Raw genomic sequence first — 19,695 nt, forward strand, 5'->3', positions numbered from 1 at the left:
TGCAAGGGAAAAGTTTCAAAATTAATTTATAAAGATGAAAAGCTTTCACAAGGAGACTGACAAATAACTGAGATAAAGTATGAGTGTGCATTATTTTAAAAACAAGGTGAAATACTTCAAATATACTTTACGTTCATTTTGCCTGCCGTAAGACGCTTGGGTTTCTATCGATATGGCAGGCAAATACATTTTGCCTACCGTAAGACGCTTGAGTTTCTATCGATATGGCAGGCAAATCTATTTTTCAGAGAAATAGAGCAGGTTTAAGACATAAATAAATACCGTTCGAAAAAAACCGCAGTACTTTTTCTGGTTGACAGCCAAGCTGTTTTCTGGAATAATGAACTTAATCAAATAACAGGTACCTTTAAATCAGCCCAGAGAGACTGACAAGGAAGCGGATAAAAATAGAAAAAAAGTATGTACAAGTGCAGCTGTACGACTATTTTCTGTATTTGAAAAGAGGCTGATTGTCAGGTGTAATCTGATAATCAGCCTCTTTTTTTGTGCTTTTTGGTACCCCATAGAAATGGGAGGAAATAACATGAAGAAAACCGATACAGAATTTTCGTTACAAACGGTACCGCAATCGAACCGTAATTCTTTTGCAAAAACAATGACAGTGATGTTGGGATTCACGTTCTTTTCAGCCAGCATGTTGGCAGGTGGGCAATTGGGGTTGAATCTGACATTCTCTCAATTTTTGCTTGTCGTTTTGCTCGGAAATTTGGCACTTTGTCTTTATACCGGTGCACTGGCGCATATTGCGGCTAAAATGGGTTTGTCTACTCACTTGCTGGCCAAGTATTCATTTGGTGAAAAAGGTTCGTACTTACCATCTTTCTTATTGGGCTTTACGCAAGTCGGCTGGTTCGGAGTTGGCGTGGCAATGTTTGCCGTTCCCATCGCAAAAGAAATGGGTTGGAATAGTTATTTACTGATTTTCGTCTTTGGGATCGCGATTACATTGGCTTCTCTTTACGGAATGAAATCACTGGTGATCTTAAGTTTTATTGCTGTTCCTCTGATTGCCCTATTAGGAAGTTATTCCGCCATTGAAGCAACCACAGTCATGGGTGGTTTGACAGCATTATTCGACTACGAGCCAAAAACGAGTCTAACGATTTCGGCTGCTTTAACGATTTGTATCGGTTCATTTATCAGCGGCGGAACATTGACAGCCGACTTTGCCCGCTTTGCAAAAACATCGCGTTCTGCTGTCGGAGCTACTTCTACCGCTTTCTTCTTAGGCAATTCGCTGATGTTCCTATTCGGAGCAGTAGGAGCAATGGTTTACGGGCTTTCAGATATCTCAGAAGTCTTGTTCTTGCAAGGGCTGACGATACCAGCAATTTTAGTATTGGCACTGAATATTTGGACCACCAATGATAATGCACTTTACGCTTCTGGTTTAGGATTTGCCAATATTACAAAAATCTCTAAAAAGTTCTGGGTTCTTGTGAACGGAATCGTTGGAACCGTGTTGGCTATGTGGATGTACACTAATTTTGTCGGCTTCTTGAACTTGCTGAGTGCTGCGATTCCTTCAATTGGAGCAATCATTATTGCCGACTACTTTTTTGTGAAACGCCGCAACTATGCCAAATTTGAAGAAGCAACTTTTGTTCCAGTTAACTGGACAGCACTTCTGGCTTGGGTTATCGGTGTAGCTTTGGCTCAATTTGCACCTGGAATTTCCCCGCTCAACGCATTAGTAGGAACAGCTGTGGTATACACAGGATTGATGAAACTGCCGCTCACTAAAATAATGGCGCCATTTGAAAAAACAACTGAAGGAAGTGTAGAATAAATGATTATTCAAAATGCAGCTCTAAAAGGAAAAAAAGGTCTTTGGCAAATTACGATAGAAGAGGGTAAGTTTACCAGTATTAAACCGCAACCCGAAGCCGCAGAAAAAACAACGGATATATTGGATGTCAATGGCTCATTGGTGCTGCCGCCATTTATTGAACCGCATATCCATTTAGATACAACGTTGACAGCAGGCGAGCCAGAATGGAATCAAAGCGGAACTTTATTTGAAGGCATCCAGCGGTGGTCTGAACGCAAAGCTTCTCTGACCCATGAAGACGTTAAGACACGTGCAAAAAAAGCACTGCACTGGCAAATTGCTCAAGGGATTCAATATGTGCGCACGCATGTGGATGTGACGGATCCTAATTTGACAGCCATGAAAGCCATGTTGGAAGTAAAAAAAGAGATGGCACCTTATGTCGACATCCAACTCGTTGCATTCCCGCAAGAAGGCATCTTATCTTATCCAAATGGAAAAGAGCTGATGGAAGAAGCTTTGAAAATGGGAGCCGATGTTGTGGGTGGTATTCCGCACTATGAATTTACTAGAGAATATGGCGTGGAATCCCTTAAGATTGCTTTTGACTTGGCGGAAAAATATGATCGTCTAGTGGATATTCACTGTGACGAGATCGATGACGAACAATCGCGTTTTGTCGAAGTCGTCGCAAAAGAAGCTTACGAAAGAGGGATGGGAACGCGAACAACAGCCAGCCATACAACCGCGATGGGATCATACAACAATGCGTATACGTCTAAATTATTCCGCTTGCTGAAATTGTCTGATATTCGGTTTGTTTCCAATCCCTTAGTCAACATGCATTTGCAAGGACGATTTGATACGTATCCAAAACGTCGAGGACTAACGCGTGTCAAAGAATTATTGGAAGCCGGTTTAACGGTTTGTTATGGTCATGACGACATTTATGATCCTTGGTATCCGCTGGGAACAGGAAACATGCTGCAAGTTTTACTGATGGGGTTGCATGCTTCCCAATTGACCGGCTACGAAGAAATTATGCACGCTATGGATTTGATTACATCCAATAGTGCCAAAACGCTTCATATTGAAGACCATTACGGTATTGAAGAAGGGAAACCTGCTGACTTTATCGTTCTGCCAGCTGAAAACGAGTACGAAGCCATTCGCAGACAAGTACCAGTCCGCTACTCTTATAGAAACGGTGAAAAAATTGCCGAAACTCAGCTAAGCGAAACACGGACTTTAGTAGATGGCTTTGAGGAGCCTGTACAATTCAGTCGTTAAGCCGTAATGCCTTAAAAATACTAAACCTTTAACAGAGCAGGATTTCCTGCTCTGCTTTTTTTTATGGAAATAACTTAATCTATTTAACAATCCTAGAGGCTCTTTTAAACCGTCAGCTAGTAAGATATAATTGATAAGCAGTTGAAAACAACTGAATTTGAAGATGTAGAAAAAAACATAATTTAATATAGGAGAATTTAGATGGAAATGAAAAATGGCAGACAATCGTTTTTTGACGGTGGCCTTATAAGTTTAATAGGTTGGAGTATTTTAGGTGGAGTAATCACAATTATTACTTTTGGAATTTGTTACCCATGGGCTCTCTGCATGGTATATGGCTGGAAAATAAATCATACGGTAATTGAAGGAAGACGAATGCAATTTCATGGCTCAGCCTTTAGTTTATTTTCGCACTGGATCAAATGGTTGTTGCTGACACTTATTACCTTGGGCATCTACGGCTTTTGGCTTAGTATAAAACTAGAAGACTGGAAAGCTCGTAATACGTCATTTGTAAATTAAATAAGATAGTGAGGAAGATGATTAATGGCAAAAAGACCGATTACTATTCAAATGTTCTACCCAACTGGTGATACACGCGGATTTAGAATAGCAGAAATTACTAATAGCATTATAGAAGCATTGCTGATCCCTCGAAAAGAACTTGAGGCAGTCTTACAATCAAGGCCAGAATTAGATTCAAGTGGACTATATTTTTTGTTTGCTAAAGACACAATTGACAATGAAAGAGCGATTGAAGCTTATATTGGAGAAAGTGAAACCATTAAAGATCGTTTAAAACAGCATAATATGGAAAAAGATTTTTGGGAAGTGGCTATCGTCTTTATTTCCAGTAACCAAAGATGGCAGTTAAACAAAGCAGATATAAAATTTTTAGAACATACTGCTTACAAAAAAGCAAAGTCAGCTAAGCGTTATTTTATAAATCAAAATATTCCTACTAAGTCTCCTGTTACAGAAGCAAGAGAAGCTGATTTAACAGATTTATTAGTTACAATAGATATATTGCTTACGTCTCTAGGCTACCCTATCTTTACAGAGTTGATTCCAAATACAGAGATTAATACAAACTATGACCAAACTTTTTATACTACTTATCGAGAAAGCAATGCTAAAGGTATATACACGAATGAAGGATTTGTTGTAATGAAAGGTTCAGTTGTTTCATCTAAAGAGGAATCAAAAGGATTTAAAATGCATCATGTACTTGAGGATTTAATTGATAGAGGTGTCATTGATCAAAATGGAGTATTTACTGAAGATCATTTGTTTAATAGCCCTTCTACTGCAATTGATGTGATTCTTAAAGCTAGCTATAACGGCTGGAATAGCTGGAAGAACGATAAGGGGCTAACTCTTCATGATATTTATCGAGCAGACTAAGAATACTGTTCATTTACAAAAAAATTACTACCTTTAATTACTTATCATTTTTATAGAAAGTATAAGCGAATAAAACTAGGCTGATATTGTATCCATTCAGTTGAATCATACGGTAAAAAAGGAAATTTAATGAAACATAGATCAACGTTTATAGAAGTTGTTAAAAAGGAGGCGATGAGATGACAGATTATCAGAAATATACAAAAGAAGAGCTGGTCTTGAAGATAACATCTCTGGAACAATTAAATAAAAGACTATTACAAACTTTTCAGGAAGCAGAACGGTTAGAATTCGGGTGGACAGGAAACCTAGGACAATGGTTTTGGGATTTTACTACCAATGAAGTTACTTTCAACCCTTTAAAAGCGGAAGCAATTGGCTACATGCAAGAGGATTTACCTGAAAAGGTTCCTTACCAATTTTTTACAGATAAAGTACATCCTGATGACAAAGAAGAAGTAATGCGACTGATGTCAGAACACCTTAGAGGGGAAATACCTGTTTGGGAAGTGAAATACCGTATCCAAGCCAAAGACGGAACATGGAAAGTGTATCAAGACCGTGGGAAAGTAACGGAACGGAATGAAAAAGGAGAGCCTCTTTTTCTTACAGGAATTGTGTTTGATATTACACAGGAAGAACAGGAAAGGAAACAATTACAAACTAAAAATGAACTGTTAACCAACCAAAGGAAAAAGGACACGCTCACTTCGTTGTATTCCCGCTCTGCCATTACAGTAGAATTGGTAAAATATACCAATCGAGCAAGAAAACAAAATCAACCTCTATCTTTGGTTTTCTTGAGTATTGATCACTATTCTGACTATGAAAAGAATTTTGGAATCGTAGGAACAGAAGAAGTATTAACCGTAACAGGACAAATAATCCAATCAGCGATGCAAAAACAAACTGTTGCTGGGAGATATAGAGAATCGGCATTTTTAATCTTATTAGAAAACACTAAAAAGGAAGATGCGTATAGATGGGCTGAGACAATCAGACAAGCAGTACTAGAAACTCTTTTTGATTTGCCTAAACAAGTAAGCATCAGTGGCGGGATCTCTGTATATGATTCAGAAGAAACGATCAGCGAGTTGGTTCAAAAAGCAGCACTAAAATTAACCGCAGCCCAAAAAAACGGTGGAAATCAAATAATAGTCTAAAAAACGGTCTTTTTTAGATACGCTCATAATTTTTTATATCGGTTTTCTAGACTAATTACCTTGTTATAATAGAGTCCTCTTTCATTTAAAAGATATCAAAGATAATGGATTAAGACGCACAAAAACTTATACTTCTGTTTCTTTATGAAAAGAAGTATAAGTTTTTATTTTTAGTGTCTTTCATATCAATAGAAGCTTTGAAATTTGTGTTTCAGTGGAAATAGTATACGTAGGTTTCTTTAATTGAATGACTTTTAGCTGAACTTTAAAAAAGCTTATGACAATTTCCATGTACTTAGTAAAAGCAGATAAATTACAAGATGGAAAAGAGCATTTAAATAGGTTGGTTCCGTTTATCAGCAAATGTGTTTATAGCATTTGTTTCTTCTCGATCCCAATAATCCCAAAGGCTCCGGGACCTCCATGGCTAGAAATAACAGCGCCTGCTGTAAACCAATCTGGATTCTCGAAACCATAACTTTGTAAAGTAGACTCAGCAAGCTGCTTATATTCTTCACTCAACCCAGCTGTTCCGCCAATAATTATCGTCTCCGGGTCAATGGTATAATTCTTGATAAAGTCTTTAATCGTATTTTTTAAACAACGGTCAAACGATCCGCGGTATTTTTTTGCAGCTACTAAATAACCGTTTTCGAGAATAATGGTAGGATGAAGTTTCAAAAGAGAGGCACCAAGATAGGCTGCATTCGAAACACGTCCTCCTGCTTTAAGATATAAAAGCGATTGAGGAAGGAAGACAAAGCGTGTGCGTTCCCGTACATCTTCTACAAAAGCAATGATTTCTTCTGCGGTGCAGTTTGGGTAATTTTCAATAAATTTTGCTGTTGCAACGACCACAGCTGTTAACCCGCCAGAGACATTTTTGCTATCCACAAGATGAACGTTTTCGAAATCTTGCGCAGCAATGTGGCAAGAGTTATAAGAAACAGTAGTTACAGCTGAATAAGCGATATGAATAATTTGGGCTTCAGGATAGTTGGCAAATATTTGTTCGAAAGCAACGCTATTATCTTGTGGAGTAGAGCCAGAAGTTTTTGGTAATGTCCCTGATTCGTTGTAAAAACGGTAAACTTCTTCAACATCGAAGCTTCCGTCATCAAATGTTTCAGAACCCATGGTTACATGCATTGGAATGACATGGATACCATAACGGTCAATAAGTTGCTGGGATATATCGGAACCGCTTTCGGTAGTGATAATAAATTTTGTCATGTTTCCCTCCTGTGGTTGTTTCTAGAAAAAGTAGTCGTGGCAATCATATCATAAGGGAAGGGGGAAATCCTACTCATGTTCGATTGTTTTTTAATAAATCCTTTGTTGAAATCAGATAAAGATAGCCAATTCTTTCTATTTATTCAAGCTAATGAATGTTTAGTTTGAAAATCCTCATAGATTTAGCTTTGATAAGAATAAGATAGATAGAGAGAAGGAGTTTAATTAAGCTAGTGAGAATGGCAGATTAGATAATATAAAAAACACCATAAAGAGTGAATAGGTAAGCAATGAACCGATCTTTAAATTTAAATTTCAAAAATCTAAATCAGAAAAGCCTTCTTCCAACATATCATTGATCTCTTCGACAATTTCCTTTGCATCTGGATTAATTAAGAAGGAATCATCACCATCTATTAGTTCGCCGCGGCTATTTTCTTCAGGAGCATCATTTTTTGCTTTAAGGCAAATAGGATAGTAGACATCAGGAGTGGGTTCTAAAATTTTCTCGAGTACAATTTCATGTTCCCAGTCATCTCCAAAATCATATGTATATATAACTCGATCTTTTTCTTTCTTGAACCATTTAGCCAACGTTTCTTCTCCTTCATTTAATATTTCCAAGGAAGAGGCGAAATTCCCCCAGCCAGAATCTGAGTTAGGACCTTGATATTCATTATCAGGTTCAATAGAAATATTTTGAATTTGGTGTCCATTTGATTTTCGGATAGAAAAGTTGTGTAAATGAGAATTGTACCAATCGAAAGCAACTTGAATCACTTCGTGCAATTCACGAAAAGTGCTGTGGCTATCCACTTGGACTCTCCGCCACACCGGAACTCCGACATCTAGTAAAGAAATTTTAAATTGAAAAATCATATAGGCACGTCCTTTTCTTTTAATGATTTATAGAACTTAAAGTAGTAAAAAATCAGCGACTTTCAATGGAATGCATTATTATGAGAGGAAAGATGATAAAAGAGTTTTAGTCTATGATGTTGAACCAAAAAGATTACGGGTGACCTTCTTTAGTATCCGCTAAATAGAGTTAAATCTTTTCCTCTAATATATATAAAATCGAGCTTCAAAAACGGTGAAACTGGCTTCCATTGACAATACCTCGCTTTAATCTTTAGTATAACAGAAGAGCTTTACTGAGCGCCAATCATGCTTGGGAGAATATTGATTTAAAAATCTTCTGATGAGTAACTCGCTTAATACATGTTTTTTCTATATGAAAGATCAGATATATAATTTCTTATTCATTAAAAACACTTTATTGACAAATAAAGTTTATCTTGTTATATTTTCAGTGAGAATAAATAAAACCTAGATGAATGGGGATATGTTTTGTGAGTGTAGCAGGTATCTAACCAATAAGTTGAATAGCCGATAAACGATAAGTTTATTTGGCATGCTTATAAGTGATACCTGTCGATAAATAGAATTTTTTTTATTATAAAGACGATAGTATGTATGACTATCGTCTTTTTTTGTACTCTCTAGGTTTAATGTTTTATTTTAGGACGGGTATCTCTTCAGTGGAAAGGAAGAGAGCTATGGATAAAGAAACACTTAATAAATTACAATTTAATGACATTCAAAAAGAAGTACAAGCTAGAGCAATTGGAAACTATAGCAAAATTCGTATTGGGGAACTTTTGCCACAAACAAGTCTAGCAACCGTGAAAGTTTGGCAGCAAGAAACACAAGAAGCGCGTTTGATCTTAGATAGTAATCAACATGTGCCTTTTATGGGATTAAGTAGAATTGATGCTTTAAGATCACAAGTTCAAAAAGGGTTGGTCTTATCCCCGAATGACTTGATTGAATACGCAGATTTTCTTAGGAGCAGTCGAATGATCGATAAGTTTTTTGAAAAGAATCAATATCAAACGCCACTGCTGTATCAATATAGTAAGAGTTTGCCAAGTTTATTAGAAATCGAAGAAGAAGTTTATCAAAAAATACAACATCAAAAAGTAAGCGATGCTGCCTCAAGAACTTTAAGAAAAGTTCGTAAACAAATTCGTGAAACTGAAAAAGAACTTCAGGATAAGTTGATGAAATTTTTAAAACATCCTAGCAATAAAGAAATGATTCAAGATGGAATGATTGTTCAAAAAGATGGGCATTATACTGTTCCGATCAAATCCAGTTATAAAAATAAAGTAGCAGGAAACTTGATTGAACAATCTAATAAAGGAACAACAGTTTTTATTGAGCCGGCAGCTGTAGCAAAATTAAATGAACAATTAATTATGCTAAAGGCTGAAGAAGTTGCTGAAGAATATCAAGTTTTAGCTGAATTAACAGGTTACTTGGCTGAGAAAGAATCCATTATTGAATTTATGGTGGAAACAATCACTGCTTTTGATGTTATTTTTGCTCGAGCAAAATATAGTCGAGAAATCAATGGGGTCACTCCAAAAGTAAATAAATCTGAGGTAATCCAGATCAAGAAAGGAATTCATCCATTTCTACCCAAAGGAGCTGTTCCTTTAGATTTTATTTTAGGTGAAGAGCATCGTGGCTTAGTCATTACGGGTGCAAACGCTGGTGGAAAGACCGTTGTATTAAAGACAGTTGGGTTATTAACTTTGATGACAATGTTTGGATTGCAAATTCCTGTACAAAAAGGGACTGATATTGCAGTATTCGATGAAGTAGTTGTAGATATTGGGGATCACCAAAGTATGGAAAATGCTTTAAGTACGTTTTCTGGACACATGACAAACATTGCTTCCATCTTGAATAAAGTAAAACGACATTCGTTGGTTCTATTAGATGAGATTGGTAGCGGAACGGAGCCAAATGAAGGGGCTTCTTTAGCTATCGCGATTCTAGAAACACTATATGCTAAGGGAGCATTAGTCGTGACCACAACGCATTATGGAGAAATTAAACGTTTTGCTGAAGAACATGAAGATTTTATCCCAGCAGCAATGGAATTTGATCGAGAAACTCTAACTCCTAAGTTCATTTTGCATTTAGGAGAAAGCGGCGACAGCCAAGCTCTTTGGATCGCTAAAAAAGTCAATATGGCATCTTCTTTGATTAAACAAGCGCAAGAATATATGGGTAATAAAGACTATCAAACCAAGAGAAAAACATTTCTAAAAAACGAAATGGAGATTAAAATAGACAAAAAGGTGAGAGTTTCTTTTGGAAGAGGTGATCGTGTTCTTCTGACAGAAAGTCAAAAGAAAGGTTTAGTTTATGAAGACGATGGTTCAGACAATGTTTCTGTTTATATCGAAGAACATCTTGTGGAAGTCCCAAGACAAAGAATTCAGCTAGTGATGGCAGCTTATGAATTATATCCAGAAGACTATGATTTAGAGAACTTGTTTACTGATTACCAAACGAGAAAGATGCAGAGAGATCTAGAGCGTGGATCTAAAAAAGCACAAAAACAATTAAATAAAGAAATGAAACAAAGAGATGAGGAAAGAAGAGCTGAAGAGAAAAATTAATGACTAGTTGACGTAATAAGAAAAAACCAGAGTTCCTATCATAGTAGATACTAGAAATAGCAAGTAAATCTAGCCTACTATGGTGGGGATTTTTATGATACCTAAAAGAAGGAGTAAGCGTATTACATGATAGTCTTATCTTAATCCTTTATACTGGATAGTGTAGATATTATTCATAGAAAGGATGAAAACAAGATGACAAAAATAGAGAAATTCGAGTTGAATGATGGAATGAGTTTACCGTTTATTGGGTTTGGAACAGTAAACGTCCAAGGAGCACAAGGTTTGAACAGTGTGCTTACGGCAATTTCTACGGGTTATCGGCTTATAGATACTTCAACTAACTATATGAATGAAGGGATGGTTGGTGAAGCCATTCGTCGTTCAAGTCTCCCACGGGAAGAATTGCTTATCAGTTCAAAACTTCCAGGTATGGCGCATGAATATGATAAAGCAATCAAGATGATTCAAGAATCCTTGTATCGTATTGGTATCGACTATTTTGATAAATATTTAATCCACTGGCCATTACCTAAACAAGATAAATACGAAGAAGCTTGGCAGGCATTAGTGGATGCCCAAAAATTCGGTTTGATCAAAACGATTGGCGTATCGAACTTCTTGCCGGAGCACCTTGAACGTATTATTGAAAAGACAGGTGTCACTCCTGCTACCAATCAAATTGAGCGCCACCCTTACTTTAATAACAAAGAGTTAGTCGAAGCCAATAAAAAAATGGGCATCTTGACAGAAGCATGGAGCCCGTTTGGCCGTGAGATCAACGATGTATTGGAAAATGAAACGATTGTAGCTCTTGCTGAAAAATATGGAAAAGAACCAGCTCAAATTATTATCCGTTGGAATTTACAGAATCAGGTATTGCCAATTGTAAAAGCCTCTTCCGCAAAACACCAAAAAGCGAATTTGGATGTTTTTGATTTTGAATTAGCAGAAGAAGATCTTCAAAAAATCGATGCTTTAGATAAAGGAGAAGCTGGCAGAGTAGAAGGTCAACATCCAAATGAGTACGAAGAGTTTGATTAAGATATCTTTTGATTAGACGTATAAGAAAGGAAGTCAAGATCTATGGCAGAGACGTTTTATGTCGAAGAAAACCAACCATTTCCTAATAATTCGCTCCCTGTTCTTTACTATCCCAAAAGAGTAACGGATTTACTAGGTGGCTCGAATTCAGCAAAGAAGGTGTTAGCTTTATTTGAACAAAATGGATACTCAAATGGCTGGGTAAATGGCATCTTTCCCTACCATCACTTTCATGCCACGACCCATGAAGTATTAGCGTGTATTGCTGGAGAAGCAACTGTTCAGCTTGGTGGGCCAGATGCGGAAGCCTATTCTTTTTCCAAAGGAGATGTTCTCCTGCTTCCTGCAGGCGTGGCTCATAAGCGCATCAATGCAAACGATGAATTTCAAATAGTAGGTGCCTATCCTGATGGACTTGAGCCAGATATACAAAAAGGCGAAGCAGAAAATTATGAGACCATCAAACAAATGGTCGCATCTGTTGCTAAGCCCGATAAAGATCCGGTTGAAGGAGAAGATGGAGTGGTACTAAAGTATTGGACCTAGTATCCTTTATTGTAGTAGTCAAAATCATAAGAAACTAGGTTTTAAAAAAATTGGTAAAGTTGCCAAAGTTTAAAATAGCAAGATTACAATATGCGTCAAAAGAGAGAATTGCTGATATGGCAGTTCTCTCTTTTGTGTTAGAAAGTAACGTGATCAATTTATAACTCTGGCAGTTCGAGTGAAGGAAGTTCCAGATATAGCAGGAGGTATATTAAAGAATAGCAATATTTTCCTATTAAAGTTTTTTTACTGGGAATAAATTTTCACCATCATAAGCTCGTTCATGCTAAGATATCTTTAAATCTATACAACGCTTAGATCCATTTTGATTGCCTATTTTGTCAGAAATAAACAAATAACGAATAGAACATTTTCTGTCACAAGCAATAAGAAAAAATCATTAAAAAATTTATGGAATTGGGAGAGATCATTATGCAGTATGAAGCAACGAGCCCCGAAGAATATGTTGAACTGCTTGAAAATGATTGGCGGAAAGAAAAGTTGTTGCAAATAAGAGAACTCATTTTAAAGTATGGTCCTGAACTGGAAGAGGGAATTTTATATAAAATGTTGGCTTATAGTGCTGAGGGAACACAAGTATTTGGTTTAAATGCACAAAAGTTGTATGTCAGTTTATATGTTGGAAGCATACAAAAAATTGAAAATGCTGACCAATTACTAGAAGGATTTAATTATGGCAAAGGCTGCATTCGAATAAAAAAGACAGTTGATATCAGTAAAACAGAACTTGAAACGTTTATAAAACAAACGATTGAAAAGCGGAGAGCCGGCGAGGATATTTCCTGTTAACGAATTGAAAAAATACAGCTCTTTTTAAAAAGTATGCTGCGCCCTTAATGATAGGGATGCAGCATACTTTTTTTGTTTGAAATCAGTATTTCTTTTTTGGATGCCGATCAATAACTTCAGAGTATTTTTCAAGCAGCTCTTTTCCAGCTGGTGTTAGTTGATAACCTCTGACTTTGAAATGAGGAGCAAGCTGTTCTTCTGTTAATTGTTCTTTAGCTAGTTCCATCAACTCTGTTTTGTTCAATTTAGAATAGCCTGTCAGCTCAAGCTGTTTGAAGATCGCTTTTAATTGGGCAGCGTTAAAATGAGTTAATGAATCAGTCGCTGAAAGTTCTTTTGCATAACCTTTTTGTTGAACTTCATCTAAGGCTTGCTTTGCATTGATACCGTAGTCGTATTCAAAATATTTTGGGAAAACACTCGTATTCGTAAATGTACCAAAATTTATGCGCCACAATAAAATAAGGTAGCCAGGAAGGATGTCTTCCTCCAACCGGAGCATATTTCGTTTAGGCACTGTACTTCCTGAACCGATACTGACCGAGCTTAACCATTCAGCCAAATCACGTTTTGGCGATATATAAGGCGCCTCCGCATAATCCTCGTAGAGTGCGAGAACGTTTTGTACATCTTTGTTCTTTAAATCTAAATGACTATTTTGTTTATCGATGTTAGTGGTATTCATTAGAATCTCCTTTCCATGATAAATAATTCTGATTCTCTTCTATTTTGATAAATGATAGAAGAGAAGTCAATAGATTTAAAAAGGATTCAGTCCTATTTTCTAACTATTCTTATAGCTGTTTATTTAATATAATTTAAGAAAAACGTAATTCGATATAAATATATTGTATTGCGATAAATAAGGTGCTAAAGTAAAATAAATAATCATTAAATGAGGTGTTTTTTATGCAAAAAGGTACTACACTCTTTTTAAAGTTAGCTGTTCTTCTTATTGGGCTCCCTGTTCTTGCATTGAGTTTATTTGGACTGACTTGGTTAATTAATAATCCAGCAAGCCCAGCCTATGATCAATTATTATATCCTATTTTGATTGGTATGTATGTATCTGTGTTACCATTTTTCGCTGCTTTATACCAAGCGTGTAAGCTATTAAATCATATTGATAAGAACCAAGCTTTTTCTGATCTGTCAGTTAAAGCGTTAAAAAATATCAAGTTTTGTGCACTGCTAATCAGTGGCTTATATTTAGTAGTTTTGCCATTTGTTTTTGGCTTAGCCCAAATGGATGATGCCCCTGGTATGGTCTTAGTCGGAATGGTTCCTGTTTTTGCTTCACTGGTGATTGCCGTTTTTGCTGCAGTTCTGCAGAGGCTGTTACAAGAAGCGATTAAGATAAAATCAGAAAATGAATTAACGGTCTGAGGTGAATAATATGGCAATTATAATCAATATTGATGTGATGTTGGCTAAAAGGAAAATGAGCGTAACGGAACTTTCGGAGAAGGTTGGAATCACGATGGCGAATCTCTCTATCTTGAAAAATGGAAAGGCAAAAGCGATTCGCCTCACCACTTTAGAAGCTGTCTGTAAGGCGTTAGACTGTCAGCCCGGAGATATTTTAGAATACAAAAGTGATGAAGACATTCAAGAATAATTAAGTAGATACCACACAACATAATAAGAAAAAGAAAAGTTGTTTTTAATCTCTAGTCGTATTTTTTATTATCACAGCAGTTGTATCCTCGCTGTAACGCACAAAAAATACCTCCAGAAATAGTAAGTGAACAGGTTTTAACAAATTTAATGCTCAATTTTTACTAGAATAAAAAGCGTAAAAGCTCCTTAAGAAGTCTGCTTCTTAAGGAGCACTATTTATGGATTTTATTAAAAGTAAATAAAAAGTCTAGGTTTTAAGCTTGGTTAGTTAGCACGGTGTTTCATCAAGCTGTCAAAAGTTGCTTTACTTATCTATCTGGTTACTTTTTCAATCTTTTATTACTTCATTCTCATCGTAACTAACCCAATCACTGTAACCGCCGGGATACAACTTTGGCTTTAATCCCGCTTCTTCCATGAATAATACATTTACTGTCCCTGTGATACCTGAACCACAGTGAACAATAATCTCTTCGTAGTTTTTAAGAGGTTTAAATTTTTCGCTTATTTCTTCATTATCTATGATGTTCCCTTCATCGACTAAATCCATCCAAGGATAATTTAAAGCATTGGGTATGTGTCCAGGCAATTTATCCAATGGTTCCACTTGTCCTGCATACCGTTCATATGCTCTGGAATCGACAATGGCTGTATCTTTTGATGCAGCAGCTGTCTTTACGTCTGCAATTTCAGCAATCATTGTTTTATCTAAAGTTAAACTTAAAGAGGTCGATTGTTTAGGCTCTGGAATATCTGTAGTAGTTTCTAGTCTATTCTCAAGCCAATGTTTCATGCCGCCTTCTAATAAAAATACATTGTCTTTACCAGCGTATTTTAGCAGCCACCATAATCTACCCGCCATCGCCAAATCTCCGTTATCATAAATAATGATGGTAGAGGAATCACTGATCCCTAAATTTCTCATCTCGGCAATAAATATTTTCATATCTGGTAAAGGGTGTCTGCCTCCATGTCTGCCAACTTCTCCAGTCATTGTATTTTCCATAGACACAAAGTGAGCACCTTTGATATGTCCTTCTTTATACTGAGTAAAACCTGCTGCTGCATCATTTAATTCTGCACGAGCATCCAGCAATACTAAATTATCATTTGAACTATTTTCTACTAACCATGATTGTGTCACAAAGTTTTTCATAAGCCCTCCTAAGAAAATATGTTTTTCTAAATCCAACAATTTTATTGTGTAAGAAGAAAAAAACTCTATCCTTTAGTCAACAGTATACAACATACTGCTAACGATAGGCACTTCATTTACTTTATGCAACACAAAAGTAAGCCAAACGAATTTAAAGGCTTCATGATTTTGAAAAAAAGAACCGAGTTTATGGAAAATTTTCCATAAACAGGAATAGGCAAGTATATGAGAATCTACTATAATGAAAACGCAATAATAATTATAGCGAGGAGATTTACGATGAATAAATTAATAACATTTATTGAAGAAAAAATGGTTCCAAAAGTTTCTAAAGTTACAAACTTGAATTACTTTATTGCACTACGTTCGGGATTTTTAGTTATTATGCCTCTTACGATTATAGGGTCTTTATTCTTATTGATTATGGACTTTCCTATTCCTGGATATAGTGATTTTATGGCTTCTATTTTTGGCAGTGACTGGTCTTCTTATTTGAGTAGTGCTTCTAAAGCTACTTTTGACATGTTAGGTCTCTTTACAGCCGGAACATTTGCTTATAAATTAGCAGAAACATATGAGATGGATCGTTTATCTAATATGGTTTTAGCGATGGTATCTTATATTGTTGTGACACCAAAGGAGGTACTGACGGAAACAAACGAAATCGTTGGTAATGTATTGCCATTTAATTGGTTGGGAACAAAAGGCGTTATTACTGCTATGATTGTTGCCGTTTTAACCGTTGAAGTTACTCGTCTTTGCGAGAAGAAAAACTTAATTATCAAAATGCCTGAAAGCGTACCAGATATGGTGTCTAAAGCTTTCAGTTCATTAATTCCAGGGTTCTTAGTGGTTTCAGTTATGTTGATTTTGGGCGGAATAGCTACACACTTCTCTGGTTCTTTACATGAATTAATTTATAGTATTATTCAAATTCCGTTACAAGGATTTACTTCAAATGTTTGGATTATTGCTATTGTAGGAGGACTAAATGGATTCTTGTGGTGGTTTGGCGTTCACCCAACAGTTGTAAATTCTATTATGTACCCTTTGCTAAATGCGAATTCTGTTGAAAACTTAGACTTATATCAACAAGGAAAATTAACATTCGAAACTGGTAACGTTGGAACAACTCAAATGTTGGATCAATTTGCAACTATTGGAGGAGCTGGTATAACGTTAGGATTAGTAATTGCTATGTTAATTGTCGCAAAATCATCTAGACTAAAAGCTATGTCAAAACTTAGTGCAGTTCCTTCGTTGTTTAATATCAATGAACCGATTGTGTTTGGATTACCTATTATGTTTAATCCATTATTATTGATTCCAGTTACATTAGCACCCATCATTTCTGTGTTAATAGCTTACTTTGCAATGGCGATTGGTTTTATGCCTATCTTCAATGGGGTTTTAGCACCATGGACAACACCTCCCATCGTTTCCGGCTTTCTAGTAGCAGGTTGGCAGGGCGCAGTCGTTCAAGTAATAGCTGTTGCCGTTTCAGTTGTAATCTATTATCCTTTTGTTAAAGCACTAGACCAGCAATATTTAAACGACGAAAAGGTAGGGGCTTAAACAATACGATTGAAAAGGTGATTATCATGAGTTTGCAAAAACAAATATCCTTGCACGCAGATAGCTTAACCGATATGGAAAAGAATCTTCTGCATAACATTATCGAAAATAAGGAAAAATTTGAATACGAAACCTTTACCATAGCTTTGATTTCTAATACTTTTAACGTATCAAAAACAAGTGTTCATAGACTAACTAAAAAATTAGAGTATTCAAGTTTTTTGCATTTTAAAGATGAATTCTTTTTAAGATTTCGTATAAATGAGGACATGGTAATTGAAAAAAATAGTGAAGTAGATTTGTTACTGGACACATTCCATGCTGTTCAAGAATCCATTACACCAAAAATGATTCATGAATTGATTGAAGCGAAAAGAATTACTATCTACGGAATGGGCATGAATAGCTTTATCGGGAAAATGTTCCAAATAAAATTACAACTTTTAGGAAAACATGTAGAACAATATGATGACTCTAGATATATGCGCGTTTCTGCCAGAAACTTAAAAGAAAATGAAGATATCGTCATTGTTTTATCAAGAAGTGGCAGACCGCCAGAATTACTAGAAGCAGTAGTAGAAATTAGTTTAAAAAAAATATACATTCTTTTAATTACTGAACAACATGGTTCACCCCTAGAAAGTCTTGCTACCGAAGTATTGTATACTTCACATAGTCCTGATTCTGATTCTGATATAGATACGAGATTAAATTCTCATATTGCCATGAATGTTATTATGAAAAAATTTATAGAAGAAAACAAGAAAGGACAAGGTTATTACGTTGAATGAATTTGATAATATTTTAGACAGAAGAGGGAATGGATCTAAAAAATGGGATGCTCATTATATTGAAAAACGGTTTAAAACAAACAGAGCAGACATTTATCCCTTATTTATTGCGGATACTGATTTTAAGCCAGATAAAAAGGTTCAAGAAAAATTTATCGATGTTATTAAAAAAGGCGATTTTGGGTATTTTGATGTGAGCGATGCTTTTTTTAACAGTATTGTAGACTGGTATCAAAGTAAATTAAGAACTAGTATAGATAAATCATGGATAATCCCTGCTAATGGAACGATTGCCAGTCTTCATTTAGCAGCACATGTTGTAGCAGACAATAAACCAATCTTACTTTTTACTCCTGTTTATGGGGTATTTAAAGACATTGCAAGTAATTTTGGAGAAAGGGTTACTTTTCCTTTAAATTTAGAAGAAAACGGGTATACAATTGATTTCGAATTATTAGAAGAAACGATAAAAGAAAAACGAATACAGACGATTCTATTTTGTAATCCGCATAATCCTTCTGGTAAAATCTGGTCAAATGAAGAACTTACAAAACTTGTCTATTTGTGTAAAGCATATGGCATTATTCTTCTATCAGATGAAATTCACGGCGAAATCAATGTTTCAGACAAGCCGTTTAATTCACTGATTCATTACATGGATGTCTATCCTAATATCATTGTCAGTAGTTCTCCAAATAAATCATTTAATTTATCAGGCTTAAATGCCTCTTATCTCATTGTAAAAGATGAAGCCTTACGAGCAGTCATAAATGCAGAACTAAAGAAATTTCATATTACGATTAACCGAGTAGGAATGGAATTTATCCGAATTGTATACACATATGGCAATGAGTGGCATGTCAGAATGATTCAGCAAATTAAGACAAATATCCAGTTAGTTGAAAAACTACTGAACTCCTCTCAAATTCAAATCGAAAAACCCGATTCTGGATATCTTATTTGGATGAAACTAAATAAAATTGAGGATATAGACTCGTTTGTTATTGAATTAGCGAAGGAAACAGGAGTTTTGATTGAGACAGGTTCTCGTTTTATCGAGAATTACGAAAACTATGTAAGAATAAACGTAGCAACAAGTTCTGATCTATTAACAACAGCGATTAAAAAATTTAAAGAGTATTATGATCACTATTAATAGTCAGCTTTGAAGAATTGTTAAACAAAATAAAACGGATAAATAGTCGTAAAATTTCTACAAAACTTATCATAAACTTTGTGTAAAGCTAACGGGAGATAGTAGGATTAAACTAATTAATTATTGTAAGAAAGACGATAACCGTTAAACGATTTTAAACACTAAAAGAGGGTTACTAATAAAGTAATTCTCTTTTTTTGATTTCGTTTTAGATAGTGATGGATTACAAATGGTATGAAAAATGAATGATTGCTTTAATTTTGGAAGGTAATATCAGTTTTTTTAAGTGTAAATAATTCTAGGGGAAAAATAGTTTAAACATGCATATTTTTTCTTAGTGCTCTCAGAACGTTGTTTACACTATTTTCCGATTGAGAAGATGGCTTTCAACGTTATTCGGTCGTAAAGAAGGAAAATTAAAAGATGCACCAGTTGTTATGATTGGTTCTCATTATGATTCTGTTGTTAATAGTGGCGCTTTCGATGGAGCAGCAGGCGTTACTTCTGCATTAGAAACTATTATCGCGGGAAAACAGCTCAATCGCTAAAACAAGAGATAAAAGCACAAAAATAAGTATGGTAGAATAGAAATAGATAAAAAATAACTGCCTCAGCAATGAGAATGATGTAAAGTTGAGG

The 19,695-nt window shown here is 35.6% G+C and carries 19 protein-coding genes; 15 read left to right on the forward strand and 4 right to left on the reverse strand.

Annotated features, from left to right (window positions below; genetic code table 11):
* Nucleotides 1-544 precede the first annotated feature (544 nt).
* The 5 genes from codB to BR87_RS09460 all read left to right on the forward strand — a co-directional run bounded on the left by codB (nucleotide 545) and on the right by BR87_RS09460 (nucleotide 5,649).
* Nucleotides 545-1,810 carry a cytosine permease gene (gene codB / locus BR87_RS09440; RefSeq protein WP_035031389.1) on the forward strand — a complete coding sequence of 422 codons (1,266 nt, stop codon included), beginning with the start codon at nucleotides 545-547 and terminating at the stop codon, nucleotides 1,808-1,810.
* Nucleotides 1,811-3,082: a cytosine deaminase gene (locus tag BR87_RS09445; RefSeq protein WP_035031391.1), complete on the forward strand. Its 1,272-nt coding sequence runs from the start codon at nucleotides 1,811-1,813 to the stop codon at nucleotides 3,080-3,082.
* A 201-nt stretch (nucleotides 3,083-3,283) separates the two neighbouring features.
* Nucleotides 3,284-3,604 carry a DUF898 family protein gene (locus BR87_RS09450; protein WP_035031392.1) on the forward strand — a complete coding sequence of 107 codons (321 nt, stop codon included), beginning with the start codon at nucleotides 3,284-3,286 and terminating at the stop codon, nucleotides 3,602-3,604.
* Between the two features lie 24 nt (nucleotides 3,605-3,628).
* Nucleotides 3,629-4,486, forward strand: a complete 858-nt coding sequence (locus BR87_RS09455) for a GIY-YIG nuclease family protein (RefSeq protein WP_035031394.1) — start codon at nucleotides 3,629-3,631, stop codon at nucleotides 4,484-4,486.
* Between the two features lie 179 nt (nucleotides 4,487-4,665).
* Complete coding sequence (locus tag BR87_RS09460; protein ID WP_035031396.1) at nucleotides 4,666-5,649, forward strand: sensor domain-containing diguanylate cyclase; 984 nt, start codon at nucleotides 4,666-4,668, stop codon at nucleotides 5,647-5,649.
* A gap of 369 nt (nucleotides 5,650-6,018) precedes the next feature.
* Here BR87_RS09460 and BR87_RS09465 read toward each other — a convergent pair whose 3' ends face one another.
* Nucleotides 6,019-6,882 (reverse strand): DegV family protein, encoded by an 864-nt coding sequence (locus BR87_RS09465; RefSeq protein ID WP_035031398.1) that lies wholly within the window; start codon nucleotides 6,880-6,882, stop codon nucleotides 6,019-6,021.
* A 315-nt stretch (nucleotides 6,883-7,197) separates the two neighbouring features.
* Entirely contained in the window at nucleotides 7,198-7,761 is a 564-nt protein-coding gene (locus BR87_RS09470) for a plasmid pRiA4b ORF-3 family protein (protein WP_051929789.1), read from the reverse strand.
* A gap of 680 nt (nucleotides 7,762-8,441) precedes the next feature.
* Here BR87_RS09470 and BR87_RS09475 point away from each other — a divergent pair.
* The 4 genes from BR87_RS09475 (at nucleotide 8,442) to BR87_RS09490 (ending at nucleotide 12,758) form a co-directional block, all read left to right on the forward strand.
* Nucleotides 8,442-10,358 (forward strand): endonuclease MutS2, encoded by a 1,917-nt coding sequence (locus BR87_RS09475; RefSeq protein ID WP_035031400.1) that lies wholly within the window; start codon nucleotides 8,442-8,444, stop codon nucleotides 10,356-10,358.
* 195 nt (nucleotides 10,359-10,553) lie between these two features.
* The gene (locus BR87_RS09480) at nucleotides 10,554-11,402 is read left to right on the forward strand and encodes an aldo/keto reductase (RefSeq protein ID WP_035031403.1); all 849 of its coding nucleotides are present in this window, start codon (nucleotides 10,554-10,556) and stop codon (nucleotides 11,400-11,402) included.
* A gap of 42 nt (nucleotides 11,403-11,444) precedes the next feature.
* The gene (locus tag BR87_RS09485) at nucleotides 11,445-11,948 is read left to right on the forward strand and encodes a cupin domain-containing protein (protein ID WP_035031410.1); all 504 of its coding nucleotides are present in this window, start codon (nucleotides 11,445-11,447) and stop codon (nucleotides 11,946-11,948) included.
* A gap of 432 nt (nucleotides 11,949-12,380) precedes the next feature.
* Nucleotides 12,381-12,758, forward strand: a complete 378-nt coding sequence (locus tag BR87_RS09490; protein WP_035031413.1) for an iron chaperone — start codon at nucleotides 12,381-12,383, stop codon at nucleotides 12,756-12,758.
* An 82-nt stretch (nucleotides 12,759-12,840) separates the two neighbouring features.
* Here BR87_RS09490 and BR87_RS09495 read toward each other — a convergent pair whose 3' ends face one another.
* Complete coding sequence (locus BR87_RS09495; RefSeq protein ID WP_051929791.1) at nucleotides 12,841-13,443, reverse strand: hypothetical protein; 603 nt, start codon at nucleotides 13,441-13,443, stop codon at nucleotides 12,841-12,843.
* 224 nt (nucleotides 13,444-13,667) lie between these two features.
* On the opposite strand from BR87_RS09495, the gene BR87_RS09500 reads away from it, so the two are divergent.
* Together BR87_RS09500 and BR87_RS09505 are read left to right on the forward strand one after the other, a co-directional pair.
* A complete protein-coding gene (locus tag BR87_RS09500; RefSeq protein ID WP_035031416.1) occupies nucleotides 13,668-14,144 on the forward strand; it encodes a DUF2975 domain-containing protein in 477 nt (158 codons plus the stop codon).
* A gap of 10 nt (nucleotides 14,145-14,154) precedes the next feature.
* Nucleotides 14,155-14,376, forward strand: coding sequence for a helix-turn-helix domain-containing protein (locus BR87_RS09505; protein WP_035031420.1), 222 nt, complete (start codon nucleotides 14,155-14,157; stop codon nucleotides 14,374-14,376).
* 330 nt (nucleotides 14,377-14,706) lie between these two features.
* Here BR87_RS09505 and BR87_RS09510 read toward each other — a convergent pair whose 3' ends face one another.
* Nucleotides 14,707-15,534: a sulfurtransferase gene (locus BR87_RS09510; RefSeq protein WP_035031423.1), complete on the reverse strand. Its 828-nt coding sequence runs from the start codon at nucleotides 15,532-15,534 to the stop codon at nucleotides 14,707-14,709.
* 279 nt (nucleotides 15,535-15,813) lie between these two features.
* On the opposite strand from BR87_RS09510, the gene BR87_RS09515 reads away from it, so the two are divergent.
* The 4 genes from BR87_RS09515 to BR87_RS13080 all read left to right on the forward strand — a co-directional run bounded on the left by BR87_RS09515 (nucleotide 15,814) and on the right by BR87_RS13080 (nucleotide 19,604).
* Entirely contained in the window at nucleotides 15,814-17,109 is a 1,296-nt protein-coding gene (locus BR87_RS09515; protein WP_035031428.1) for a PTS sugar transporter subunit IIC, read from the forward strand.
* A 26-nt stretch (nucleotides 17,110-17,135) separates the two neighbouring features.
* Nucleotides 17,136-17,900 (forward strand): MurR/RpiR family transcriptional regulator, encoded by a 765-nt coding sequence (locus tag BR87_RS09520; RefSeq protein WP_035031431.1) that lies wholly within the window; start codon nucleotides 17,136-17,138, stop codon nucleotides 17,898-17,900.
* Nucleotides 17,893-19,056: a MalY/PatB family protein gene (locus BR87_RS09525; protein ID WP_035031433.1), complete on the forward strand. Its 1,164-nt coding sequence runs from the start codon at nucleotides 17,893-17,895 to the stop codon at nucleotides 19,054-19,056. Before BR87_RS09520 ends, BR87_RS09525 begins: the two co-directional genes overlap by 8 nt.
* Before the next feature lie 371 nt (nucleotides 19,057-19,427).
* Nucleotides 19,428-19,604 (forward strand): M28 family peptidase, encoded by a 177-nt coding sequence (locus BR87_RS13080; RefSeq protein ID WP_244877050.1) that lies wholly within the window; start codon nucleotides 19,428-19,430, stop codon nucleotides 19,602-19,604.
* The last annotated feature ends 91 nt before the right edge of the window (nucleotides 19,605-19,695 follow it).

Origin of the sequence: Carnobacterium mobile DSM 4848 (genome assembly GCF_000744825.1) — a bacterium.
GTDB classification, from domain to species: Bacteria; Bacillota; Bacilli; order Lactobacillales; family Carnobacteriaceae; genus Carnobacterium_A; species Carnobacterium_A mobile.